Annotated in this window: 24 protein-coding genes and 1 pseudogene; 5 read left to right on the forward strand and 20 right to left on the reverse strand. The window is 35.8% G+C overall.

Going from position 1 to position 24206, the window contains the following annotated elements; translation table 11 throughout:
- Window positions 1–7: 7 nt before the first annotated feature.
- The 9 genes and pseudogenes from HME9304_RS15575 to HME9304_RS15615 all read right to left on the reverse strand — a co-directional run bounded on the left by HME9304_RS15575 (window position 8) and on the right by HME9304_RS15615 (window position 10564).
- Window positions 8–1204, reverse strand: a complete 1197-nt coding sequence (locus tag HME9304_RS15575; RefSeq protein WP_112379457.1) for a DUF4249 domain-containing protein — start codon at window positions 1202–1204, stop codon at window positions 8–10.
- 9 nt (window positions 1205–1213) lie between these two features.
- Entirely contained in the window at window positions 1214–2986 is a 1773-nt protein-coding gene (locus HME9304_RS15580; protein WP_123877550.1) for a hypothetical protein, read from the reverse strand.
- Window positions 2987–2999: 13 nt separating this feature from the next.
- Window positions 3000–4127 (reverse strand): DUF4249 domain-containing protein, encoded by a 1128-nt coding sequence (locus HME9304_RS15585; protein WP_164674860.1) that lies wholly within the window; start codon window positions 4125–4127, stop codon window positions 3000–3002.
- Window positions 4128–4180: 53 nt separating this feature from the next.
- Window positions 4181–6955, reverse strand: coding sequence for a TonB-dependent receptor (locus HME9304_RS15590; RefSeq protein ID WP_112379460.1), 2775 nt, complete (start codon window positions 6953–6955; stop codon window positions 4181–4183).
- 10 nt (window positions 6956–6965) lie between these two features.
- Window positions 6966–7706 carry a hypothetical protein gene (locus HME9304_RS15595; RefSeq protein ID WP_112379461.1) on the reverse strand — a complete coding sequence of 247 codons (741 nt, stop codon included), beginning with the start codon at window positions 7704–7706 and terminating at the stop codon, window positions 6966–6968.
- Window positions 7707–7883: 177 nt separating this feature from the next.
- Window positions 7884–8441 carry a DUF4251 domain-containing protein gene (locus tag HME9304_RS15600; RefSeq protein WP_112379462.1) on the reverse strand — a complete coding sequence of 186 codons (558 nt, stop codon included), beginning with the start codon at window positions 8439–8441 and terminating at the stop codon, window positions 7884–7886.
- Window positions 8442–8559: 118 nt separating this feature from the next.
- Window positions 8560–9018: a cold-shock protein gene (locus HME9304_RS15605; RefSeq protein WP_112379463.1), complete on the reverse strand. Its 459-nt coding sequence runs from the start codon at window positions 9016–9018 to the stop codon at window positions 8560–8562.
- A 171-nt stretch (window positions 9019–9189) separates the two neighbouring features.
- A pseudogene (locus HME9304_RS15610) lies at window positions 9190–10106 on the reverse strand (EamA family transporter).
- Window positions 10107–10195: 89 nt separating this feature from the next.
- Entirely contained in the window at window positions 10196–10564 is a 369-nt protein-coding gene (locus tag HME9304_RS15615; RefSeq protein WP_112379464.1) for a hypothetical protein, read from the reverse strand.
- A gap of 269 nt (window positions 10565–10833) precedes the next feature.
- On the opposite strand from HME9304_RS15615, the gene HME9304_RS15620 reads away from it, so the two are divergent.
- Window positions 10834–11349 carry a YceI family protein gene (locus HME9304_RS15620; RefSeq protein ID WP_112379465.1) on the forward strand — a complete coding sequence of 172 codons (516 nt, stop codon included), beginning with the start codon at window positions 10834–10836 and terminating at the stop codon, window positions 11347–11349.
- 18 nt (window positions 11350–11367) lie between these two features.
- Here HME9304_RS15620 and HME9304_RS15625 read toward each other — a convergent pair whose 3' ends face one another.
- The 11 genes from HME9304_RS15625 to HME9304_RS15675 all read right to left on the reverse strand — a co-directional run bounded on the left by HME9304_RS15625 (window position 11368) and on the right by HME9304_RS15675 (window position 20810).
- Window positions 11368–11796: a hypothetical protein gene (locus HME9304_RS15625; RefSeq protein ID WP_112379466.1), complete on the reverse strand. Its 429-nt coding sequence runs from the start codon at window positions 11794–11796 to the stop codon at window positions 11368–11370.
- Window positions 11793–12047, reverse strand: coding sequence for an acyl carrier protein (locus HME9304_RS15630; protein WP_112379866.1), 255 nt, complete (start codon window positions 12045–12047; stop codon window positions 11793–11795). The genes HME9304_RS15625 and HME9304_RS15630 overlap by 4 nt, the downstream gene beginning before the upstream one ends.
- Before the next feature lie 16 nt (window positions 12048–12063).
- Window positions 12064–13344 (reverse strand): beta-ketoacyl-[acyl-carrier-protein] synthase family protein, encoded by a 1281-nt coding sequence (locus HME9304_RS15635; protein WP_112379467.1) that lies wholly within the window; start codon window positions 13342–13344, stop codon window positions 12064–12066.
- Window positions 13334–13792, reverse strand: a complete 459-nt coding sequence (locus HME9304_RS15640) for a 3-hydroxyacyl-ACP dehydratase FabZ family protein (RefSeq protein ID WP_112379468.1) — start codon at window positions 13790–13792, stop codon at window positions 13334–13336. The genes HME9304_RS15635 and HME9304_RS15640 overlap by 11 nt, the downstream gene beginning before the upstream one ends.
- A 3-nt stretch (window positions 13793–13795) precedes the next feature.
- The gene (locus HME9304_RS15645; protein ID WP_112379469.1) at window positions 13796–14578 is read right to left on the reverse strand and encodes an SDR family oxidoreductase; all 783 of its coding nucleotides are present in this window, start codon (window positions 14576–14578) and stop codon (window positions 13796–13798) included.
- A gap of 14 nt (window positions 14579–14592) precedes the next feature.
- Window positions 14593–15648: a type III polyketide synthase gene (locus tag HME9304_RS15650; RefSeq protein ID WP_112379867.1), complete on the reverse strand. Its 1056-nt coding sequence runs from the start codon at window positions 15646–15648 to the stop codon at window positions 14593–14595.
- Window positions 15648–16361: a methyltransferase domain-containing protein gene (locus HME9304_RS15655; protein WP_239023324.1), complete on the reverse strand. Its 714-nt coding sequence runs from the start codon at window positions 16359–16361 to the stop codon at window positions 15648–15650. Before HME9304_RS15655 ends, HME9304_RS15650 begins: the two co-directional genes overlap by 1 nt.
- Window positions 16361–17488 (reverse strand): NAD(P)/FAD-dependent oxidoreductase, encoded by a 1128-nt coding sequence (locus tag HME9304_RS15660; protein WP_112379868.1) that lies wholly within the window; start codon window positions 17486–17488, stop codon window positions 16361–16363. Before HME9304_RS15660 ends, HME9304_RS15655 begins: the two co-directional genes overlap by 1 nt.
- Window positions 17489–17569: 81 nt before the next feature.
- Complete coding sequence (locus HME9304_RS15665; protein ID WP_112379869.1) at window positions 17570–18262, reverse strand: YiaD family glycine zipper/OmpA-like lipoprotein; 693 nt, start codon at window positions 18260–18262, stop codon at window positions 17570–17572.
- Window positions 18263–18266: 4 nt separating this feature from the next.
- On the reverse strand, window positions 18267–18752 hold the full coding sequence (locus HME9304_RS15670) for a lipocalin family protein (protein ID WP_112379471.1): 486 nt from the start codon (window positions 18750–18752) through the stop codon (window positions 18267–18269).
- Between the two features lie 81 nt (window positions 18753–18833).
- Window positions 18834–20810 carry an alpha-ketoacid dehydrogenase subunit alpha/beta gene (locus HME9304_RS15675; RefSeq protein ID WP_112379472.1) on the reverse strand — a complete coding sequence of 659 codons (1977 nt, stop codon included), beginning with the start codon at window positions 20808–20810 and terminating at the stop codon, window positions 18834–18836.
- Between the two features lie 112 nt (window positions 20811–20922).
- Here HME9304_RS15675 and HME9304_RS15680 point away from each other — a divergent pair, with 112 nt between their 5' ends.
- The 4 genes from HME9304_RS15680 (at window position 20923) to HME9304_RS15695 (ending at window position 24152) form a co-directional block, all read left to right on the forward strand.
- On the forward strand, window positions 20923–21873 hold the full coding sequence (locus tag HME9304_RS15680; protein ID WP_112379473.1) for an isopenicillin N synthase family dioxygenase: 951 nt from the start codon (window positions 20923–20925) through the stop codon (window positions 21871–21873).
- Window positions 21874–21876: 3 nt separating this feature from the next.
- Window positions 21877–22206 carry a translation initiation factor gene (locus HME9304_RS15685; RefSeq protein WP_112379474.1) on the forward strand — a complete coding sequence of 110 codons (330 nt, stop codon included), beginning with the start codon at window positions 21877–21879 and terminating at the stop codon, window positions 22204–22206.
- Between the two features lie 142 nt (window positions 22207–22348).
- On the forward strand, window positions 22349–23281 hold the full coding sequence (locus HME9304_RS15690) for a DUF1835 domain-containing protein (protein ID WP_112379475.1): 933 nt from the start codon (window positions 22349–22351) through the stop codon (window positions 23279–23281).
- 1 nt (window position 23282) lies between these two features.
- Complete coding sequence (locus tag HME9304_RS15695; RefSeq protein ID WP_112379476.1) at window positions 23283–24152, forward strand: nucleoside phosphorylase; 870 nt, start codon at window positions 23283–23285, stop codon at window positions 24150–24152.
- Window positions 24153–24206: the final 54 nt, after the last annotated feature.

Here is a 24206-nt window from a genome sequence, read left to right on the forward strand (position 1 = left end):
TTCTTAATTATTCTTCCCAAAAATCAGGTACTTCTGTAGTTCCATAAACCGTACAGTCTATACATCCCCTTGGACTTACTATATATAGATTTTGAAGAGGAGTGGGCTCCTCACCTCTGTATTTATGTGTACCGGATTTGATAAGATCAAAAAGTATTGGACTACTTAAAGGATATTGATCAGTAGGACAATCTCTTATAAAATTAGGTGGGTCATTGTCCGAAAAAAAATCTTCGTACTCCAAGAATATTCTCTGCGAGTTTACCTGTGAAACCTCGAAAAGTCCCAATACCCTTGTTCCGTTAGTGTTTTCAGCAACAATATTGCCTTTTATAAAACCCGGTTGCGTTTGGGCAAAAACCGTACGTACATTTGAAAAATCGCGCAAATCTTCATAAAATGTCTGGGCGGTCCGTGATTGAACATACTGGTTCACTAATATACTGTACCTACTACGAAGTTCAAAAGCTGTTTTGGGAAGGAATCTAACTGGGAAATCCCGTATCCTGCTTTCTGATAAATTTTCAGCAGTCGCTATCAATATTTCGTTTGAGAGCTGTGTTCGATAACAAATATTTTCCTCCCTAGTTTTAGCAACTCTCTCTAGCGTTGGAGGTGTTTCGGAAACAACTACTAAATCGTAAATAGGATCAGCCACGGAAACTACTTTAAAGGTCTCCTCATAATCATATCTGTAAAAAACTGCTTCACCCTCTGGATCGAAGCTGTTTGCCAATATTGAAATACCCTCTTGTCCATTATCATCAGTACTTCTTACGGGTATTATACCCTCTAGTTCCGCATCTTGCGAAATTAATAATGGCCCTGCTCTAAAAGAATTTCCATTTGAGGTATTTATGGAAAGTGTATAGGAAACTCCAGATTGAACACCAAAAGTAGCATCAGAGATATAAGTACCAGGTTCGGCCTCACTGAATACGAAGTTGTTACCCATATCGTCGGATATTGAAACGCTTGCTCCATTCTCCGTTTGTACTGTACTACCGAACAAAAAAGTATTGGAGATATATATTTCCTGATGTTTTTCTTGACTGGTAATAAGAGCATCTATAACCAAGATATCCTCAAAGTCCTCTTCAGGAGCCTCAAAAGGCTCAGTACATCCTATAAAGAAAGACAGCAATACTGCAAATACACATATGCTGCGCCTAAATTTTGAATTCTCCAATATCATATAAATCATTGTCAAAAATCATTCAACGGTAATAGTATCTAGAATAGAGACCGGTTTTCCAGTGTGAGTGAATCCTTCTATAGATATTTCGAAATCACCTTTTAAATCCGAAGTAAAAAAAGTTATACGTTGAGTATCATCAATTTCAAAATTTGGAAGCCATAGAAGTTGTTGCCTCAAATCAGGAATACGTTCTAAATCTTTTGAGGATTCGTTCCCATAACTTTGGCGGAAATAGTTTTTAATTTCAGTCTGTCTATTCAGTTTCAGAGCTGTCATATCATTTTTGCTTGCTAGTGCAGCGTAATTTTGGTCGAATGTTTTTATATCAATTATTCCATCAAAAATCTGGGATCCCATCCTATAATATTCTTTTACGATATTGATTTGTTCAATTGAATTTGAACTGAAGTTATTTATGAAATAATCTTGATCTTTGACAAAAAGCCCATCTACTATAAGTAGGGACGTAAACTCTGAATTGTTAAATTCTCCATTGAGTGTTCTTAAATTAAAGACATATTTATCATTTTTGTTTTCTGTAAGCCATACATTATCTAAAATTTCAAGAACCGTTTCTTTGATAGTAGGGAATCTAGTATAGTCGTCTAAAAGATAAGTTATACCCTTAGTACCATAGAAATTGAGTTCATTAACATTACTTGTTATTGTATCAGGTTTTACTTTAAAATAAGCATTTTCTATCTGATTCTGAATACTTCTCTTTAATATTAAATCATTCATTTCGGGATTTAATCTGAAAGATTCAAACTTAACCTTATCTGAATTGAAGGGACTAGCAAAATCATCTAACTCAATAGTAAGTCCATCGACATTATCGTCGATAAGTTGAATCAAAATTTCTTCACTTCTGTAGGGTTTTGTAATGTTGGCATGGAACTGACCAAGGACATCTGTTCTGGCAATTTTTAATTGATAGTCCTCACCCGGAACAGAAAAAGCTATTTTGAGATTTTCTAGCGGTATATCTGTACTTTTGGCAACGACTCTACCAGTAACAAGTTCTCCTCTTAGCTCAGGAAGTGTAATATTATTATCAAATGTAGGTGGTGAAATCTCTTTTGACTCTAAATGATCAACAGTCGTTTTTTTTTGATTTGGGAAAACTGGGCTATACTTTCTTACTGAAATCGAATATTCTCCATCTGGAATTTTTTTGGAATTAATTCCTTCAAATTCCATAATAACCTCATCTCTTTTTCCATAATTTTTTTTTGAAATAAATAATTGTAGAGGACTTTTATTTAACTCAGATAGCGCAGAATTGGAAGGTCTTAAATCACTCTTGCTCTGTAAATCTTCCTTAGAGACTTCTGATTCAAGAAAATCCCTTTGATTATTACTGTATGGATTTAAAATAATCACATCGTCACTAAAAAAAATTTCTTGGCCCCAGTTACTCATCCACTTTGTGTACGCAACTAGTTTATAATTTCCAGATCGCGTATCAACTGGTAAAAAGAAATCCCCTTGACCAAAACCATTATCCAATCTTATCTTTTGTTTAAATACACGCTCTCCTTCTTTATCTACCAATTCTAAATAAGCTATCTTACTTATATGACTTAATTTGTTGGTTTCTGAATTCAAACAATAAATTTTGTAATACATATATTCACCAACCATAAATAAAGATGAATTATAATGCACAAAAATACTTTCTTGGGCAGTATTCTCTAATACCTTTATTTTATCTTTTGCAATTGATTTATTTTGTCCATAATTTTGGACTGATAAAATCATTATAAAAAAACTGATTAAAATTTTCATATTGTTATCAATATTATTCTTCCCAAAAATCAGGTTCGATATTACTTCCATAAACAGTACAATCTATACAGCCAAATGGGCTAACAACAAATCCCGTTGGGTCCCCGTCTCCTCTATATTTATGGGTCTTTCTTTTAATAAGGTCTAACAAAATCGGATCTCGACTTCCCCCTGCCAAAACGGGGCAATCTCTTATAAATCCTGGTGGTCTATTATCGAAGAAAAAATCATCATACTCAAAAAATATACGTTTTGAACTTACTTGTGAAACTTCGAAAAGCCCTAAAACACGTGTGCTACTTCCATTGTCAGAAACGATATTACCTACTATAAAACCAGGTTGGGTTTGGGCAAATACAGTTAACACATTGGAAAAATCCCTTAAATCTTCATAAAAGCTTTGTGCCGTTCGAGATTGTATATATTGATTTACCAATATGCTGTAGCGTGTACGAAGTTCAAAGGCTGTTTTAGGGATGAACCTTACTTGAAAATTCTCAATTCTACTCTCAGTAAGATTTTCTGAAGTCGCAAGGAGAATTGAATTGGAAAACTGTGTTCTATAACATATATTTTCTTGTCTGGTCTTAGGTACCTTTTCCAAGAGCGGTGGATTCTCAGATACCACGATTAAATCAAATTGAGGGTTAGCAACAGAAACTATTTTGAACGTCTCAACATAGTCATACCGATAAAAAACTGCTTCTCCCGTAGGGTCAAAGCCATCCGCTACAATCGCAATACCTTCCTCGCCGTCTTCTGTAGTACTTCTAACTGCCCGTATTTCTTCCAATTCCGCTTTTTGTTCTATTGACACAGGGCCTCCAGTAAAGGAATCACCCTGTTGTGTAACAACGGAAAGGGAATATAGCACCCCGGATGCCGCCCCAAACGAAGTATCGGAAATGTATTTGCCGGGCTCTTGTTCTGTAAAAGAATACGTGCTGTTATCATTTCCAATAATGCGAACCACAGCTCCACTTTCCGCTTCAAGTTCAGCATCAAAAAGAAAGGTTCTCGAAAGATTTACCTCTTGGGATCTTTCCTCAGTTGTGATAAGTGCATCAATGACCAAAATATCTTCAAAGTTTTCCGTTGGTGCTGTAAAAGGTTCGGTACAGCCAAGAATACACAATAGCAACACGGCTAGTGTTAATATGTTATATTCAACTCTCGAATTTAAAACCATCCTTTCTAGAACTTAAAATTATACGTAATTGAAGGTACTGGAATATTGAAAATCGATGCTTGCTGACCTTTCACTTCGCCATTTTCTGTAACGAAAAAAACCGAGAAGGGGTTGTTTCTTCCCAAGACATTATATATGGATATTGTCCAGAAACTATGGGCAAACTTTTTGATTTTATGATTACCCTCTATATTAAGACCGATGTCCAATCTATAAAAATCTGGAATACGAAAACTATTTCTATCACTAAAAACCACAAATTCAGAATTGTTAAAAGAAAAACTGCCAACAGGAACCGTGACTGGTCTGCCAGTCTGGTAGGTGAAATTAGTGGAAAGACTGAATCTTTTTGAGAATTTGTAATTGGTAACTAGACTTAAATCATGGGGCTTGTCAAAATTAGAAGGAAAAAAATCACCATTATTAATCTGTTCTTCAGGAAATTCGCTTTCAAATTTAATAAAAGAGCGAGAGTATGTGTATCCCAGCCAGCCATTGAGCTTACCTTTATTTTTTCGTATCAAGAACTCTATCCCATATGATTCTCCTTCACCTTGCAATGTTTCCAAAACAATGTTTTCGTTGAGTAATATTTGGGCTCCAGTTTTAAAATCAAGAATATTATCAGAACGTTTATAAAATCCTTCGAGGCTAAGTTCAAATGTGTTTCCATCGATATTTTTGAAAAGACCCAATGTAAATTGGTCCGCACTTTGAGGTTCAATGTTAGAATCCGAAATTTTCCAAGTATCAATCGGTGAGACAGTTGTGTTATTGGATAGCCTATGAATATATTGGTATGTTCTACCATATCCACCTTTTATGGATAAACTCGGATTTAATAAATACCTAGCAGAAATGCGGGGTTCTGGATTAAAAAAGGATTCTATTACCTCATTTTTCTCAAAATTTAACGTATCGGTAATTGAACCTTGATTTCTAGGCTGACCTTCCTCAAAGACTAGTTGGGAGCCTTGTCCCAGGGCTAAAAAATTTGAAAGTCTGACTCCTGCCTCAACTGATAATTTATCCGTTATATCAAGATTTGCAGAAAGAAAGAATGCTGATTCCAATCCTCGTTCTTGATCAATGAACTTGGGCTCGACTATAGAATTGTTCTCATCCAATGGCTCTAGATTACCGGGATCTATATTATACAATTTACTTGCAATTCCATAATTATATGAAAACTTGGAGTCTTTAATGTGATTGATTTTTAGTTTTACCTCACTTTCATTCACTTTGTATCCAAACAGAAAATCATCGTTAGAATCCCCATCAAATTCTATGTCAAAATTATATTGACTATTTGACGCTATTAAGCTACTAGTGGTTTTTTCGTTAAAAGCATGATCCCATTTGAGTGAGACAAGCTGATTTTTATATATAAAAAGAGAATCAGATGTTATACTAAAATCATCCCTGCTATAGTAACCTGTAGCCTTTATGCTGTTATTACTATTAATTTTATGATTGTAATTCGCTAAAAAATCATAAAATGAGGCCTCGCTATTTTCCAGATCAGGTTCGTCCAATGAGCGTAAAATCCAGTTTGCGTACGCTCCTCGACCTCCTAATAATAATGAAGATTTATCTTTAAAAACAGGAAGCTCAATCACAGCATTACTAGTAACCGGACCTATCGATGCCTCTCCTTTAATTTTTTGAGTGTCTGCGTTTTTGGTTTTGATATCAAATACAGAAGATAACCTTCCGCCATATTCTGAAGGGAAACTCCCTTTATAGACATTTAAGCTACTAATGGCAAAAGGGTTCAATGCTGAAAAAATCCCAAAAAAATGTTGGGGATTATAAACAACCGCATCATCCAATAAAATTAGATTCTGGTCTGATTTACCCCCTCTTACATTAAATCCTGCAGAACCCTCACCCGCCGTTGATATTCCAGGTAGTGAGGTTGCCACTCTTAAAACGTCTCTCTCTCCTAAAACCAATGGAATATTCTTTGACTCTTCTGCATCAATTCTTTCAGAACCACTCGTAGTTGTTGCCACATTTTTATCTGCATCTGCCTCAACTATAACTTCATCCAAAAGCTCTAAACTCTCATTTAAAGTGAAATCAAGACTGCCATCATTATATAAAACTACCCGTTGCTTTGTGTTCTCAATACCTAAAGCAATCATTTCTAAAATATGGGTTCCTAGTGGTAATTGTATTTCGTAAGCTCCATTTATATCAGTAATGGCAGCTTTGTTCTCATTTCTTACAATGATTTGTAAATCCGGTATGGGTTCACCTGTTGTATTGTTAAGGATGACTCCTTTGAGGATGGCAGATTTAGAGCGTTGTCCCCTATTTCTTTTTCCCACTCTATAGGTTTTAATGGTAGAAGGACTATTGGAATCTGACTTTGTAGCGAGTATTGGTATATCGTCTTCTTCCAAGAGCTGTAAATCTTGGTTGGTTATGGTATCTGCTGTGCTATTTCTTTGAAAAACCTTCGGTAGCGAGTCATAAATAATACTATTTTTCGTCAAGACTATTTTATTCGCTTCTAGTATATAGAAATTAACTTCTATTTTCCCTAAAATATCTTCTAAAATAACATCTATAGTAGAATTGTAATCCCCTGATATTAAATTTGTTCCAAGCCATTCTTTTAGATAGTAAAACTCATAATCCGAAACTTCTTCAATCTTTGACAATGCTTCAGAAATAGTAATATCATCAAAGGATAAGGATATTTTTGTTGTATCATTTTGCCCTAGGGCAAAATTTACCGTTATCAAACATATTAGTAAAAAGATTAATCTCATGTGGTTGGTTCTACGCTGTTTTTAACTGCTCTAACTCATTTAATCGAGCTATAAGCAATTTGATAAAGGTGTCTTGGTCTGATTTTAAAAGTTGTCTATATCCCTTATAATAATCCTTTATCACAGATTTATAATCGGGGAAAATTGAAATTAAATCATTTCTTGTTGTTACAGGATTATATTCGTTCCCGTATTTTAGATAATAGGTACTACTTTGATTGAACTCGTAGAATATTTTACCGCTCCTAGCTTTTTTTGCCGGTTTCTTTTTATACTTTTTATAGAGATTGAAGAATTCGGTTTCTGAAAGTAGCTCACAATACCCAAAAGGCTCATTGGTTTTGCTGTTTAGTGCTTTGATATTGATAAACCTCTTACTATTCAGTGAAAATTCGTCTACAAGAGACTTAATAATTTTAAATGCCAAACCACTTGATGAATTTTGCGGTCTCACGATAATTTCATCATAAAACAAATCATACTTCATATAAGTCCCATAATAATCTTGACCATCATATCCTATGAAACCTTCTAAGAACTCATCAGTTTCAAGAAACTGATGTTTTTCATCTAAAACAATATATTCATTATTGTACTGAATACCATTATAAAGGCCTGAGACTTCCACCCCAACAATTTTATCGAAGGTTTCATACAAATCGTCTTTTTTAATATCTGACTGAGCCTCAATATTATTTATAAATAGAATTGTAAAAATTAACTTGGAAGTAATGAAGAAATACTTTCTCATGCTTTAAAAATAAAACAAGATTTTATATCTCTGACTGTATTGTAGGATATTAACACTTTAGTTTTCATAATAAATTCTTATTAGTAAGATTCAATTTTTTTATGGATGAGATTTATTTTGAAGAAAGATATATCTTGAATTTTTGAGTTAGTTTTCAGAAAATTATTTTAAAATAAATTAATTGGAAGAAAAGTCACTAATCTCCCCTTTATAAGATATTGTGGTTCTGTGCGAACTGGTTATATTAATACGGCTTTGTAGATTAGGATATAGATTCACGTTTACATCATAGGTTTCCATGTTATTGTTTATAAGGAAATCAAGTTTGTATCCTTTGCCATCATCGTTTTTTGTCATTCTAAAGTTTTTGGGAGCTCCGTCAAATTGAATGCCATTGTTCGTATTGCCATAAGTACCGCCCATTTGCCTCTCGCCATAATAAGGTAACTTTGCTACAACACTATCTTTTAAGATATGTAAGTAATTATTGCTTCCAGATATATCAATCATACTTGCAGTACTACCCCATGGAAGCAAACCGGCATTTGCCAAATTACCAAGACTGCCTGTAGCTAACGGCCAAGCCCAACGGGCTGTTATGGCAAAAGAATTATTGGAAACAATTTGATCTAACCTCTCGACCTGTTCTTTAGAATATTCAGGCTTAGGGTTTGATGCACAACCAATAATGGCTATAGAAAGTAAAATGAATATTGTTCTTTTTGGTGAATTCATACTTGATATATTATAGATACACTTCAAAATATGAAATTTTAATCTTTTCCCATTTGAATTTATTTTATAGGGGAGAGTTTTAGATTATCGATTTTAAAAAAAGAACTGGATAAGACTACTAAATCTTTTTCACCCTTACAGCATTCATCCCTTTCATCCCCTTTTCCAATTCAAAGGATACTTTATCATTTTCAGCAATTTCATCAATTAAACCGCTAACATGGCAAAAGTATTTTTCCTGTGTTTCAGAATCAATGATAAAGCCAAATCCTTTTGAAGTATCAAAGAAAGAAACTTTTCCATTTCTTATTGGATCGAACTCCTCTTCTTCCACATCTTCTTTTTTGGGTATGCCAAGAGTTATGTTCTCTGCTTCAACAGCTATTTTTTGGGATGGATCAGGTGGTGTGTCCGTCAGATTTCCATTGTAATCAACATATGCAAATTGAATCCCTGTTTTACCACTTTCTTTTGCTTCCGCTTTTCGGGCATTTTTCTTCTTCTGCTTTTCCTCTTTTTTCTTTAAGCGTTTTTTTTCCCTTTCCGATTTGTTGTATGTCTGTTGCGATTTAGCCATAAATTTTACCTGCGAATTGTTTTTATAAAGTTAATATTGTTGAATTGTTTAAAGATAATAAATGACACCATGTTAAAGCACCATTTTTTCAATAATTATTAGTGATTCATAATTATTGTACCGTACTACCAATAATTGAAACTTATGTAGTTAAAATTAGGGATATGGCACTTACTTTTTGAATCTTTCAAAAATCGCCAAAGTTTTTGTTGTATTGATGAAATAAACCCCTGTAAGTAAAACTATTGCGGCGATAATGGATTGTGTCGTTATCTGTTCATTTAAAAAATACCATCCCAATATTAGAGCTACTATGGGATTTACATAAGTAGAAGTTGCCACTTTTTCAGGAGAAACGGATTTTAGTAGATAATTGAATGATGTAAAAGCCAGAATACTCCCAAAGACAATTAAAAGCACCATGACCCATTGAACTTTTTCGCTCCAATTTATTGGAGAAATCCATTCCTCGCCAAATCCCAAACTCATAAACGCAAGTATTATCCCCCCGTAAACATCTGATATCCTGTATTTACAAAATAATTGGAAGGCATATCTGCTTTAGCAACAAAAAGACTGCCATACCCCCAACTTAGCATACATAAAAAAATCATGACCATCCCGGTAACGGAATTTTCTTTTGCTATAATCTCTTTTTGACTTACCAAAAGATAGATTCCAATGATACCGAATACAACGCCAATTACTGACATGGGTTGAATCTTTTTACCATGAAGGATACGCATAAGCAACAAAACAATGAGAGGTTGAGCAGATATTTCAAGTGCGGCAAAACCTGTATCAACATAACGAAGTGCCCAAACAACTATCCCGTTGCCAAAGCTTAAAAAAAGAAAACCAGCTATAATCGAATTCAGAAGTTGTTTCTTGGCAACTCTGATTTTAATTCCCATGAGTTTTGCCAAGACCAATATTAAAATTCCTGCAATAGTAAATCTAAACGAAGCCAACATGAAGGCAGGAAGTTCCAAAACCGCAATCTTGTTCAAAAGATATGTTGACCCCCATATTACATAAATGGCAAAAAAAGCAACTATTATAAGTATTTTGTTTGAAGATTTTCCCATTTCGATATTGAAGAATAATCTACAATATTACGGATGTTCAAGAGAAGATAATCGATGTTTTGCATACTATTGATAAAAAGCCTGAAGAATCAAGAATACTGATTGATATCGAGTAGATAGGAAGCAATATCCCTTTCCAATTTTTTAAAACGTTCAAGATGCAATTGTATTTCTTTTCGTAAACCTTCTGCTACTACGTTTTTTTGTTTGAGCAGTCTCATGATTTGGTTTTGTTGCCCTGAAAAATTTTTAAAATTATGCCTAAGGTCGTAAAGCTTTTCAAAACAATGGGAATCATGTGGCTCACACGTGTATGAATTTAATTTTTTGGAAAGTCTTTGAATGATATTGTTGTTCCGCTCCATGCGAACCAATAGTTCTTGGATTTTGACTGTGTCTTTTGCATCTATATCAGTCATTGCAGTTTGTTTATCGATCAAAGGGTTTAAACTTTTCATTAAGTTAGTAATTATCCTATATATTTTTCAAAAATTAACGTGGTTTTTAAATATTTAACACTCACGGCAACATAAAATATTAAATGTAAAATATTGATGTACAATTATTTGATATTTTTCAATATGGGTGTCTCAAAATTTTTGTTAGTGATATGTTTTCCTCAAGCAACAAAAATCAATTAATTAGTCAAGGTTAAACAAAATCGATTTTTATTTTTCTCATTCTTCTTAAATTCCTAATTCCTACTTTTAAACAAAAAATCTTCCCTATGCGAAAATTTTTCTTTTCAATAATTATTGTTATTAGTTTAATTCACTGTACTGTTAAAGGGCAAACGATAAAGATTAAAAGTGCTGTTATATCCTTTGAGTTTGTTTCCAAGGAAACCAAGGGGACTATATCCGGTTTTAAATCAAATTCTTCAATTGATTGGAAAAATCTCGAGAACTCGGTCTTTAAGGGCTCGGTTGCGTCAGAGACCCTCGACACCAACAACGGATTGCGTAATTGGTCATTAAAAAGCGGGAAATATTTTGATGTGGATGATTATCCAATAATCTCGTTTCAGAGCAAACAAGTAAAACTACACAAAAAGAAACTGGTGGTAACAGGCGATTTGACCATAAAGAACATTACAAAGCCAATCACAATAAATTTTACCCAAAATAAAAATCAACTTATTGGAACAACAAGCCTTTATTCAATTGATTACGGAATTAAAATAAAGAAGAATAGAGAAGATAATCTAGTGAAGGTTAAAATGGTATTTGATACAGACCAATAGGTTATCTTTTAAACATTTCTATTTTTTATCAAAGATGAAACTATAAATTTTATTCACTCCCCAATTTCCCAACGGAAAATACAGTGCAAAGAAAAGGGCCATGCCCAAACTAAAATTACGGATATTGAAAAGCTCATCTAAAATATTATTGGGAAAAGCATAGGAAGTTTGCAAAGCATAACCGCTGAATTCCAAAATGCCCATGGCCACCAAACCATAAGCATACTGTGCATGAAAAGGTAACCCTCGCAATAGCAATGATATGGGTACCATATACAATATATAGCAAGTAATCACTTGCCACCAAAAAGTAAATTTTGCAATCTCTACCTGGGCACCGAACCAGTTCATCCCCAATCCCCATAGAAAGTAGATGACGCAATAAAGCAGCAACAATTGCTTATCCACATTAAGTTTTTGCAAAGCAAAACTCTTAAAGTCTTTCACTTTTCAGCAATTTTTTTATCTATAATGCCCAAAGCATCTCTAACGGTCTGCATTCCATCCATATCATCATTTTCCAACATAATATCAAATTTATCTTCGACGTCCAGTACGATATCCACTAAATTTGCCGAATTGATATTCAAATCTTGCGTAAAATTGCTTTCCATTGTTATGGAATCTGCAGAAACATCATCTGGCAGATAGATTTTTACAATTTCCTTTAACTTTTGATATCTTTCTTTTTCTTGCATTTTCAATATTAATGTTTTAATCCTGACTAAAAGATTTAAAAATAATACAGGCATTTACATCACCAAAGCCAAAACTTGCTTTTGCGATAATTTTTGGAATAAAATCAATTGTAGTTTGGGGAATCTTAGAAATACTTATCATTTTGGATATCTCAGGATGCACATCTTCACAATTAATATTTCCAAAAATCTGTTTTTCTCGAAATTGCAACAAGGTTGCCACACACTCAATGCTTCCCGCTGCGGCAAGGCAGTGCCCGAACAGACTTTTAGATGAATTAATCAAAGGAAATTCACCATTGGAAAATTTCAAAGCTTTTCTCCAGTTATGTATTTCAACTGTATCTTTTATGGTAGCTGTTAAATGTCCGTTGATAGCATCAATCTCTTGTGGACCAATGCCGGCATTTTGTATTGCTGATTGTATGCAACGTACCACGGCATCGTTATTTGGAGCTGTCATGGTACCTCCGCCTCTTTGCCCTCCGCTATTAATGCAACCACCAAGAATTTCCCCATATATTTTTGCTCCTCGCCGTACTGCACTTTCCAAAGATTCCAATATCAAAGCTCCTGCCCCACTACCGGGAACAAAACCAGCGGCAGAAGCGCTCATGGGCCTGCTCGCAGCTTCCGGATTGGTATTATAATCTCTTGGGAGTATTCGCATAGCGTCAAAACCTCCCCACACATAAGGACCACTATCACTACAGCTCCCGACCAGCATTCTTTGTGCTTTTTGGTATTTAATACGCTCATATCCCATTAAAATAGCTTCAGTCCCAGTAGTACATGCAGAGGAATTTGTAGTTACTTGGTTTCCGCAACCTAGCATACCGCCCAGATACGCACTGATTCCACTTGCCATGGTCTGGATTACTGAAGTACTGCCCAATCGTCGCACGTTGCCTTCATCTACCTTATAGATTGCTTCCCTAAACTTATCTACCCCAAGGATTCCCGTACCAAAAATGATTCCGCTGTTCCAATCAGGATTTTCATCACTTTCTGGAATTGGAAGATTTGCATCGCTCCAAGCATCTATACCTGCAAGCACACCATAAACTATACCACTTGCATTAAGACCCCTTAATTGTAATTTAGTAAAGTAATTGTTTAAATGAGATTCTTTAATTAATGGCTTACCAGCTATTTGGCATCCAAAATTTAGTTGTTCTAACTCGGAATGAAATCGAATGCCACTGATACCTTTTTTTAAGGAATTTGCAAATTCCTTAAGATTGATTCCATTGGGTGCACATACCCCCAAACCGGTGACCACTACCCTATTTTCCATCAAGATTAAGTTTTAGCATTCCCGCGAGTGTTCCTTTACAGACCAATTTTTTATCAGAATTGAAAAGTTTCACTTTGCATTTCAATTTATTGAAGCGAAAATATATCTTTTCTGAATTAACTGTTACCGTTTCTCCTGGAAGTACAGGAAGATAAAATTCCATCTCAGAACTACTCATGGCAATTTGTAAATCGATAGTATTTTTTTTTGAAATTGCATCCCCCAAGAGGTAAATTCCAAGGCATACAAGTCCAATCTGGGCACAGCATTCTGTTAAAACCACTCCAGGCGTAACCGGGAAGTCTTTAAAATGTCCCTGATAAAATGATGAATTTTTATCGAAGGTATAAACACCCTCTATCCCATTATCATTAACCGTTATTAAGTCATCTACAAATAAAAACGGTTGATTATATGGCAACAATAGTTTAATTTTATTTTTGTCCATAGTTTATTGTAGGCTCTCTCCACCATCCACCTTAATAATTGTTCCCGTTATCCACTTAGCCTCATCCATTGTCAATAGGTAGGTTGCATTTGCTATGTCCTCAGGCTTTGTAAGTCTTTTGTTCGGGTTTCTTTTTAAGGATTCACTTTTTAAATTATCGCTATTTGGTATCATATTTAAGGATTTTGTATCAGTAACTCCAGCTTGGATACAATTGGCCTTGACCCCTTTATAAGCAAATTCCAGTGCAATATTGCGCATTATCGCCTCTAACGCTGCCTTAGCAGCCGAAACAGCACCATAGTTCTTCCAGGCTTTTGTATTTCCTTCGCTTGTGAACGCAATAATTCGACTGTCTTTTGCGAAAAGACTTTCATCAATCAATGATTTGACCCAATCGTATAAGCTCACAGCCATTGCATCAATGGTCAAGTGAAAATCTTGATTCACTAGAACTTTTTCATTTTCATCGACCATCGGCTTTAAGTTTCCTTTTGCGATGCTGTGGACAAATACATTGATTTTTTCAGGTCCCAGCAGCTTCTTTATTTTCTTGATCGCTTCATCTCTTTTTATAGGATTGGTGGCATCAATATTAAAATTATGTAGCATTGCTCCACTTGAGATTATTTCTTGAAAATTCCCGGTAATGGCATCTAATTCAGATCTTCTGTCACGATGAACAATCAAAATATTAAAACCGTGTTTTGATAGTTTTCTGGCAGTCGCCAAGCCCAGGCCACTACTGCCTCCCAATATCAAAACCCATTTGGATGTTTTTTTCATAGCGCTATAATATGTTACCACTCCAGCAAAATACGCTGTGCGGAAAATCCGGGGCCAAAACTTAATACCATGCCCTGTTCGCCTTCTTTGGTTTCTTTTTTTAAGAATCTTTCCAATACGTAAAGCACCGTAACACTGCTCATATTGCCATATTCACTTAGAACTTCCCTGGTATCGTCAATATTCTTGCCCAGTTTACCAAATAATTCCTCTACAGTTTGTACAATTTTCTTTCCTCCAGGATGGAAAATTAAATAGTTGACCTTGTCGATATTGGAACCCTGTTTTTTCAAGAAAGGATGGACTAAATCGGGGAAGTATTCTGCTATGACCTGTGGAACTGCAGGGTCTAAAATCATTTTCAACCCTGTATTCGTTAGGTCAAATCCCATTAAATGTGTTGCATGTTTAAAATGGTACATTTCTTCACCAATTATTTTTGGTCCTTTTGCTTCAGGTTCCGAGGATAAAAGTACACAAGCCGCCCCATCACCAAATATAGCGGCACTTACCATGTTCGCCATTGAAAAATCGTTCAACTGAAAGGTTGCAGTTGGACTCTCCACGGCAATAATCGCGGCACGTTTATTTGGATTGGACCTTAAAAAATTCGTGGCATAAATCAATCCAGAAACCCCTGCAGCGCATCCCATCTCGGTTACGGGAAGTCTTACAACATCTTGTCTCAGACCCAAGGAATTTATTAGATAGGCATCCAATGAAGGTATCATGATTCCCGTGCAACTAACTGTAATGATATAGTCCAGGGATTCAGCTTCCCAATTGGAGTTTTGCAATGCTTTTTTAAGGGACTGTTCACCCAATATCTTTACTTCACGGACGTAAATGTCATTTTTTTCTTCAAAAGAGGTAGCGGTAAAAACTTCTTCAATATCCATTATACCGTATCTTTTGTCCACTCCTGCGCCTTCAAAAATTTTGATGACTTTTCTCTTGAAGCGATCTTCTTTTTGAGAGAGCCAGATATCAATGAACGGAATAATATCAGTAGTTTTTCTACTATACTTAGGTGTCTGCTTTGATACACCTACAATACGAACAGGACCCATCAATTCAATTCTTTTTTGCAATGCATAACCCATACATACCTAAAAGCCCATTTCCATTCTATATTGTGTATAACACTTGGTATTTTTTTTGACAATTTCACTAATTCTTCCTTTTTAAAGCCCTTGCTTATGGAGACCAGTCCATCATATTTTGCAACTTTGGTCTTAATAAAGAAAATACTGAATATTTGAAAAAGATAGTAGGCTATCTTACTGCGCTGTAAATCGTTTATAACCACCCCCATTTTAGCAATACAAACAAATTTATCCAAAAAGGTTTCAATGCGCTCTTCTTCAAAATGATGCATGGTCAATGTATTGATCAAAATGTCACATGATAGATTGGTATCAGCTTTTAGAATATCTGCTTTTTTGAACTTTATGTCAGGAAAATCGGTTGAATTTTCACGTGCTATTTTTAAAACATCATCTCTTAAATCTATTCCCAGCATCGTATGCGAAACATTACGACCTTTGAGAAATGTAGAGAGTTTACGGAGCATGGTTCCATCACCACAACCCATGTCCAAAATCGTATATGATTTATTTTGATCATTTTTGATCAAGTCCCAAACGGCGTTAATCGTTATCGACTCTCCACCCAACAAACTATTACATCTATTGATGTCGGCATAGGCATCGCTAAGCGCATCAAACTCCATATTTTGATTATCCATCAACTCCAGTTGCCTATTTCTTACGGTAAAATCCATCAGTTTACAATTGGGGCTCCATGGGTTTTACGAATTATGCTGCCAAGCAATGGTTTTGAACTTGCAACTGTGGCCATACCAAAATTAAACCACTTGGTATGCATCATGAGTGTTTGTAACTGTCTCCCCATCCATAATCTCTGCCTAAAATTCTTTTTCCAGCTTAATTGGTATTCCTTTTCCATATCTTTTCTTGTGAAGTTAGGGTTTTCTAAAAAGTTTACCACCTGTTCTACTGCTAATTTTCCACTATGTATTGCCATCGCCATTCCATTTCCGCATAACGGATGGATGAGTCCTGCCGTGTCCCCACACATCATTACATGGTTCTCGATATTTTTTTTTGGTTCAAAGGAGATTTGGGCGATTGTCAAAGGCTTATCAAATTCAGGAACTGCATTTATTAGAAAATCCTTCAAAAACGGATTTTGGGAAACCACATTTTTAAAATAAGAATCAATATCCTTTTCCTTCTTAAAACTTTCGTACCTGACCAGGCAACAAAAGTTTATGCTTTGTCTTTCTATTTGTGATAGTCCGCTATATCCACCTGGGAAATTGTGCAGTCCCACTACGTTTGATGGATGTCCCGTGTTCTTGTAATGGCACTTTATACCTAGCCAGGGAGATTTTTGTTGGATAAACTTTCTTTTTAGCGTCATATCCAAGTTAGACCGTTTACCGAACGTGCCCAATACTATAGGGCTTTTTATATTTTTTTTGGAAGACAATGTTACTGAAAATCCATCATTAAAGTAGTGGATGTTTGTTACAGTATCAAAAACAAACGTAACCCCTTTTTTAATGGCCAATTTGTAAAGATGGTTATCAAACATATAACGACTTATTCCAAAACCACCCAATGGTAAGCGTATCTCTGAGGATTTACCAGTTTGCGTGCTCAATTGAAGCGTATCTATTTCAGGTAAGCTTAAATTGGAGAATTCCATGCCCAAGTCTTCTAGATAAGGTTTGACCTCATTGGAAACATATTCTCCACAGACCTTATGATTTGGATATTCGTTTTTTTCCACGACACAGACTTGTTTTCCTTTAGTTGCTAAATCAAGTGCTGCCGTCAATCCTGCCAACCCGCCCCCCACTATTAATATTTCGGGATCATTCACTGTATGAAGATAATTCTTTAAAACAAAAATCCCGACCATGACTGGTCGGGATTTAAAAAAAATCGAATTTACTCTTCGCTATTAGCCTTTTGTTTTTTCGTAAGCTTCTTCCTTAAGTTCCTCACTTGCAACAATGGCCAACTCAACACGTCTATTTTTAGCTTTTCCTTCAGATGTTTCGTTGCTTTCGCGCGGTTGACTTTCCCCGTACCATTTAGTAGTAAATCTACCGCTAGAAATTCCTTTGGCAACCAAATAGTTGGTTACTGATTGTGCTCTTTGTTTGGATAGCGTGTTATTGTATTCTTCGCTACCGGCACTATCCGTATGACCCTCAACTAAAATATTGGAGTTTGGATATTCTTTGAAAATACCTGCAAGCTTATCGAGTGTTGAAGCAGACGTTCCTCTAACATCGGATTTGTTGGTGTCAAAATAAACCCCGGCATCTTCGTTAAAAGTAACGTTAATCCCCTCTCCAACTCTATTTACTTCTGCACCTGGAATTTCTTCTTCAATTCTCTCAGCCTGTCTGTCCATTCTATTACCGATATATCCACCGGCAGCTCCACCAACTACAGCGCCTATAATCGCACCTAATGCTGTATTGCCTTTTCCGACATTATTGCCGATTACACCACCGATCACTGCACCGCCAGCCGCTCCTATACCAGCACCTTTCTGTGTATTATTTGCATTTTTTACCGCATTACAGCTCAGTATTAAACTTAAAGTCAAAACAATGGTTGTACTTTTTACTAATATTTTTTTCATCTGATTATTTTTTTGTGAATTCATATACGATTGTTACGGGCTCGCCATCAACAGAAACATTGGATTTGAGCGTCATATTCTGTTCATTGATGCTAGCAATGTTCAATCGATATCCCACACCTCCTGAAATATCCTTTCTTTTTTCATCAATAAATTTAAATTGTAACTGGCTGCTATAATTCTGGGAAGGCTCTACTACAGACCACCGAAAGAAACGGTCACCACCTTGACATAAGGTACTTGAAGATATCGTGTATCGTCCCGTACTGTTATTATCCCTAAAGAACCAATCACTGCCTTCAAAACAAATGTCATCGGCATCATTGAAGATAACCGATTTAAAATTTCCAGTATTGTTTTCATAGGAAATGTTGTTCAAGGTCCAAGACCCACTAAATAAGTTTCGTTGTGATCTTGCGGTCTTGGAAACCGAACATGACGATAACAGAAATACTGCTAAAGCCGCAAATAAGAATGTCTGTTTAATCATAAGAAATTGGAGTTTTAAATTTAATTATATACGAATATTATGGTTAATTCGATTTTTGCTTATTTAATTTTAAATTTTAGATTAATAGTTATGTAATACTATAAGGGCTTTCTCAAATCGCTCCTTTGGCAAATAATTACCTTCAAGATTCTTTGCAAATGGTACAGGTGTTTCCAGACTGCCCACCCTTTTGATGGGGGCATCCAAAAACTCAAAACAATTTTCCGTGACCATTGCTGCTATATCGTTCGCAATACCTCCAAATAAAGTATCTTCATGCATAATTATCAATTTTCCCGTTTTCTTCACTGATGTGTAAACGGATTCGATATCCAGAGGTTGAAGTGTGCGCAAATCTATGACATCGGCACTTACATTATTGTTCCTATCCAAAATTTCTGTAACCCATATCAAAGCTGCACCATATGAAACAATCGTCAATTCGTCTCCTTCCCGCATTAGATTTGCCTTTCCAAAAGGCAATGTGTAATAGTCTTCAGGCACGTCACCATAAACACTTCTATATAAACCTTTATGTTCAAAGAACAATACTGGATTTGGATCGTTAATGGCCGTATTCAAAAGGCCTTTGGCATCATATGGTGACGAAGGGTAAACCACTTTTAAGCCTGGGGTTTTGGTAAACCATGCCTCATTGGTCTGTGAATGAAACGGACCAGCTCCCACGCCACCGCCACAAGGCATGCGAATGACTACATCCGCATGCTCTCCCCAACGGTAATGTACTTTAGCCAGGTAATTGACTATTGGATTGAATCCTGAACTTACAAAATCGGCAAACTGCATCTCTACTACGGCTTTCATGCCATTGATGGACAATCCCATAGCAGTGGAAACAATCGCAGACTCACAGATTGGTGTATTCCTCACCCTACTTTTTCCAAATTTGGCCGTAAACCCTTCTGTTATTTTAAAAACACCTCCGTAGTCAGCAATATCCTGTCCCATTATAATCAACTCGTTATAACGCTCCATAGATTGTTCCAAACCTTGGGAAACAGCATCGACAAATCGAATATTTTTTACCGCTGATTTTGATTCAATATGTTGATATTCAAAATCTTTGTATACTTCTTTTAATTCTTTGGTTTCAACAACTTCAACCTCAGATTCGTCAAATGCAAGCTGTAAGTTTGAATTAATTTCCGTAGTTATCGCATCTTTAAGTTGTTCAATTTCTTCTTTGGATATAATGTTTTCCGCAAGTAAAAATGTTTCGTAATTGGAAATAGGGTCTTTGTCTGCCCACTTTTTCATCAATTTATCAGGAACATATTTAGTTCCACTGGCCTCCTCATGACCTCTCATCCTAAACGTTTGAAATTCCAAAAGCACCGGTCTAGGTCTTTTTCGTATTGCTTTGCAAAGTTCATCGACCTTGGTATAAACTTCCAGAATATTGTTCCCATCGATGATTCGGGATTCCATTCCGTAACCTTTGGCTCTATCTACTAAATTTTTGCAATTATATTGTTCTTTGGTCGGTGTAGAAAGTCCGTAACCATTATTCTCAATACAGAACAGGACGGGTAGATTCCACACGGAGGCAACATTAAGTGCTTCATGAAAGTCTCCTTCACTGGTTGCGCCCTCTCCAGTAAAAACAGCGGTTACCCGTTTTTTTCTTCGCAACATATCTGCCAATGCTATTCCATCTGCAACCCCTAATTGGGGGCCCAAGTGGGAAATCATACCGATTATTCGATACTCTTGTGTCCCAAAATGGAAACTACGGTCCCTTCCTTGCGTGAATCCGCTCTGCTTACCTTGCCATTGGCCAAAAAGTCTATTCAAAGGGATATTTCTAGAAGTAAAAACGCCAAGGTTACGATGCATGGGCAATATATATTCTTCATCTTTGAGCGCTTTGGTAACGCCTACCGATATTGCCTCTTGCCCTATGCCACTAAACCATTTCGAAATTTTACCCTGTCGCAATAGAATGAGCATCTTTTCCTCTATCATTCTGGGCTTTAGCATGGCAATGTATAAATCCTTCAATCTTTGTTGGTCCAAGCTTCCAATATGGTATCTCATGGCAATCAAAATTCAAAAGGATAAAAGTAATGAAAAGCTTTTCAAGAGTAGTTGAAAACCTTAAAGGTTTGGCTTATTTCATTACTTTTGGTCTTTAATTAAATTTGATATTATGAATGCCATTCCAAGTGTTGACCTAAAGGATTTCGTTTCTGGAGATTCACAGAGAAAAGAAAAGTTTATCAACGAGATAGGTACTGCTTTTGAGGATATTGGTTTTGTAGCGCTAAGCGGACATTTTCTTTCTGATAAGCTCGTAGAAGAGCTTTATAGCGAGATAAAAAAATTCTTCAATCTACCACAAGAAATAAAAGACACTTATGAAATAGACGGTATTGGTGGGCAGAGAGGGTATACTTCTTTTGGAAAAGAGCATGCCAAGGGCAAAAAAGAAGGTGACCTCAAGGAATTTTGGCATTTTGGCCAATATGTTGAAGATGACCCAAAGCTTGAAGCGGAATATCCCCAAAACGTATCCGTCAATGAACTGCTCAATTTCAATATAGTGGGAAAAGAAACTTTTAAAATGCTCGAGAAAACAGCAAAGTATGTGCTAAGGGCACTTGCACTGCATCTAAATCTTGATGAATTCTATTTTGATAAATGGATAAAAAATGGAAATTCCATTTTAAGACCGATCCACTATCCACCAATAACACAAGAACCCAAAAATGCTGTAAGGGCTGCGGCACACGGAGACATCAATTTAATTACCTTACTTATGGGGGCACATGGAAAAGGACTTCAGGTAAAAAACCACAATGGTGATTGGGTGGATGCTATAGCAAGACCGGACCAGCTTATGATAAATGTTGGCGATATGCTTTCACGCTTGACCAACAATACCTTAAAATCCACTATCCATCAAGTTGTGAATCCACCAAAAGAACTATGGGGCACTTCTAGATATTCCATACCTTTTTTTATGCATCCCATAAGTGAAATGCCCTTAAATTGTTTGGACAATTGTATTGATGAAAAACACCCAAAAGGATTTTCTGATATTACGGCAGGAGAATATCTTAATGAGCGCCTCATTGAATTGGGGTTGATAAAAGGATAACTTATGGATTTACAAGATCAGCTCAAGAATTTGTTTCCAGACCATACACCATCAAAAGAAAATATAGAGGAGGTGAATCAACCAAATTATTGGCTCCAAGACTCGCCCATTCTTTGTAAATACGAAAAACGGAAAGGTAAACCGGTCACTATTTTGGATGGGTATACCGGTGCTGATGCAGATTTTAAAAAATTGACAAAAGATTTAAAGTCACTTTTGAGCGTAGGTGGCAGTTATAAAAATGATATAATTATTATTCAGGGTGATTACAGGGACAAAATCATGGCTTTTTTAAAAGAAAATGGATTTACCGTAAAAAGAGTGGGAGGCTAACGCCATTGCCATAAAACCCACTTTAAACATTCCCGTACGTTGTTAAAATTACAACCTGACAACCAATGTTTTATGAAAAAGTTTTTATGTTCCTAGTATAAATCTTACTTTTAAACTTCTAACTAACAAAATAAGACTGAAAATGAAATCACTGTTGCACATCACCAACGGGGACAATTTCACTTCAAGACTTCAATCGCTAAAACTTAAGGGAGATATTATCACATGGAGAGAAATGCTATGCGAAGGCAAAACTCTTTCTACCGTTGGTAGCGAATCCTTTTGGAAAACAAGATTTGAGTTTTTGAACAGAAATTACAAAGTTTCTAAATCTTGGTTTGTTGAGAAAACATTGAAGGAGTACCGATCGCTCTGTAATCATAAGCAGCAAGATCAGATTGTTTTATGGTTTGAATATGACCTTTTCTGCCAAATAAATATGTTAGCCGTTCTCAGTTGGCTAAAAACCCATAGGAGACACGCAGAAATTTCACTTATTTGTAGTGGAAAAGAAGATGATAGTGGAAAGCTATATGGTCTAAATGAATTGAGCGATGAAAAGTTAATAACCCTTTACGAGAACAAGACCATATTATCCCAGGACGATATAGAATTTGCGGATTATGTTTGGCAACTGTATTGCAGTGATAATCCTATTCGTTTGGAAAATTTGGTTGTGCACAATGATTTCCAGTTCAATTATTTGTCCGATGCCTTAAAAACACACCTTAAACGTTATCCCACAATTAAAAATGGCCTCAACGAGTTGGAAAACCGTGTTTTAAGCATTGCAGAAAATGAGAAGCCAGCATCAAGAAAAGAATTATTGAGCAGCGTACTGAACAATCAAGGGCTTTATGGTTTTGGCGATACGCAGTATGATCGCATGATAACATCAATAAAACCGCTGTTTACTTCTTTCAATCCAGTTAGGTTAACCAAAAAAGGCAAGGAAGTTCTATTGGAGAAAACAAGTTTTTATTCTCAAATACGTGATAATCAAATGTATTTAGGAGGTTCTTTAAAGTATAACTTCTTATACAATTCAGCTTCGGACCGTATCCTAAAACTTTAATATGACATTGGGCGACTCAGAATTAATTCTGAATCCTGATGGAAGCATTTACCATCTCAATCTATTACCAGAAGATGTAGCCCCTACAATTATAACTGTAGGTGACCCCGAACGTGTTAGTGCGGTCACTAAATATTTTGACAGCATTGAACTAAAAAAAGGCAAGAGAGAATTTCTCACCCATACGGGCTATTATAGAAAAAAAAGGATCTCCGTAGTTTCCACAGGCATTGGAACAGATAACGTTGATATTGTTCTCAATGAACTTGATGCCCTCTTCAATATAGATTTTGCGGAACGAAAGGAAAAAAAACAGAAGACACGGTTAGATTTTATACGCATCGGTACATCCGGTGCCCTACAGCCAGATATTGCGATTGACTCATTTCTTTTGAGCAAAACCGCCATTGGTTTGGAAGGCCTCCTCCACTTCTATGATAGTGGACACGTCCGAAATAAAGGATTTGAACGAGCGCTAAACAAATTTTTAGGCTGGGACAAAGAAAATATTGTCGCCTATGCTATAGATTCAGATGAGGATTTGAGCGCTAAATTAACATCAAATCGTATACGATTTGGCATAACTGTTACAAATTCAGGATTTTACGGACCACAAGGAAGGAATCTTAGGTTAAGACCAAAAATTGAGGATTTTAATACCAAGTTATTTTCATTTTCTTATGACAATCAAAAAATAACCAATTTGGAAATGGAAACAGCCGGTATTTATGGACTTGCAAAACTTCTTGGACACCGTGCAGTTTCATTGAATGCGATTCTTGCCAACAGGACAACTGGGAAATTTTCTAAAATTGCAGATGAAACAATCAATAACCTAATAGAATACACATTGGAAAAGCTTACTTCTTAGTTTTGCCTTAACATTAGCTTTAAGTTCAAAAAGGTTTCTTTACCTATTTTTAAA

Origin of the sequence: Flagellimonas maritima, assembly GCF_003269425.1 — a bacterium.
GTDB lineage: Bacteria > Bacteroidota > Bacteroidia > Flavobacteriales > Flavobacteriaceae > Flagellimonas > Flagellimonas maritima.

Coding starts and splice junctions, on each gene's coding strand:
- HME9304_RS15575 (WP_112379457.1), bottom strand. CDS start 1,204: ATGATTTATATGATATTGGAGAATTCAAAATTTAGGCGCAGCATATGT.
- HME9304_RS15580 (WP_123877550.1), bottom strand. CDS start 2,986: ATGAAAATTTTAATCAGTTTTTTTATAATGATTTTATCAGTCCAAAAT.
- HME9304_RS15590 (WP_112379460.1), bottom strand. CDS start 6,955: ATGAGATTAATCTTTTTACTAATATGTTTGATAACGGTAAATTTTGCC.
- HME9304_RS15595 (WP_112379461.1), bottom strand. CDS start 7,706: ATGAGAAAGTATTTCTTCATTACTTCCAAGTTAATTTTTACAATTCTA.
- HME9304_RS15600 (WP_112379462.1), bottom strand. CDS start 8,441: ATGAATTCACCAAAAAGAACAATATTCATTTTACTTTCTATAGCCATT.
- HME9304_RS15605 (WP_112379463.1), bottom strand. CDS start 9,018: ATGGCTAAATCGCAACAGACATACAACAAATCGGAAAGGGAAAAAAAA.
- HME9304_RS15615 (WP_112379464.1), bottom strand. CDS start 10,564: ATGAAAAGTTTAAACCCTTTGATCGATAAACAAACTGCAATGACTGAT.
- HME9304_RS15620 (WP_112379465.1), top strand. CDS start 10,834: ATGCGAAAATTTTTCTTTTCAATAATTATTGTTATTAGTTTAATTCAC.
- HME9304_RS15630 (WP_112379866.1), bottom strand. CDS start 12,047: ATGCAAGAAAAAGAAAGATATCAAAAGTTAAAGGAAATTGTAAAAATC.
- HME9304_RS15635 (WP_112379467.1), bottom strand. CDS start 13,344: ATGGAAAATAGGGTAGTGGTCACCGGTTTGGGGGTATGTGCACCCAAT.
- HME9304_RS15640 (WP_112379468.1), bottom strand. CDS start 13,792: ATGGACAAAAATAAAATTAAACTATTGTTGCCATATAATCAACCGTTT.
- HME9304_RS15645 (WP_112379469.1), bottom strand. CDS start 14,578: ATGAAAAAAACATCCAAATGGGTTTTGATATTGGGAGGCAGTAGTGGC.
- HME9304_RS15650 (WP_112379867.1), bottom strand. CDS start 15,648: ATGGGTCCTGTTCGTATTGTAGGTGTATCAAAGCAGACACCTAAGTAT.
- HME9304_RS15655 (WP_239023324.1), bottom strand. CDS start 16,361: ATGGATTTTACCGTAAGAAATAGGCAACTGGAGTTGATGGATAATCAA.
- HME9304_RS15665 (WP_112379869.1), bottom strand. CDS start 18,262: ATGAAAAAAATATTAGTAAAAAGTACAACCATTGTTTTGACTTTAAGT.
- HME9304_RS15670 (WP_112379471.1), bottom strand. CDS start 18,752: ATGATTAAACAGACATTCTTATTTGCGGCTTTAGCAGTATTTCTGTTA.
- HME9304_RS15675 (WP_112379472.1), bottom strand. CDS start 20,810: ATGAGATACCATATTGGAAGCTTGGACCAACAAAGATTGAAGGATTTA.
- HME9304_RS15680 (WP_112379473.1), top strand. CDS start 20,923: ATGAATGCCATTCCAAGTGTTGACCTAAAGGATTTCGTTTCTGGAGAT.
- HME9304_RS15685 (WP_112379474.1), top strand. CDS start 21,877: ATGGATTTACAAGATCAGCTCAAGAATTTGTTTCCAGACCATACACCA.
- HME9304_RS15690 (WP_112379475.1), top strand. CDS start 22,349: ATGAAATCACTGTTGCACATCACCAACGGGGACAATTTCACTTCAAGA.
- HME9304_RS15695 (WP_112379476.1), top strand. CDS start 23,283: ATGACATTGGGCGACTCAGAATTAATTCTGAATCCTGATGGAAGCATT.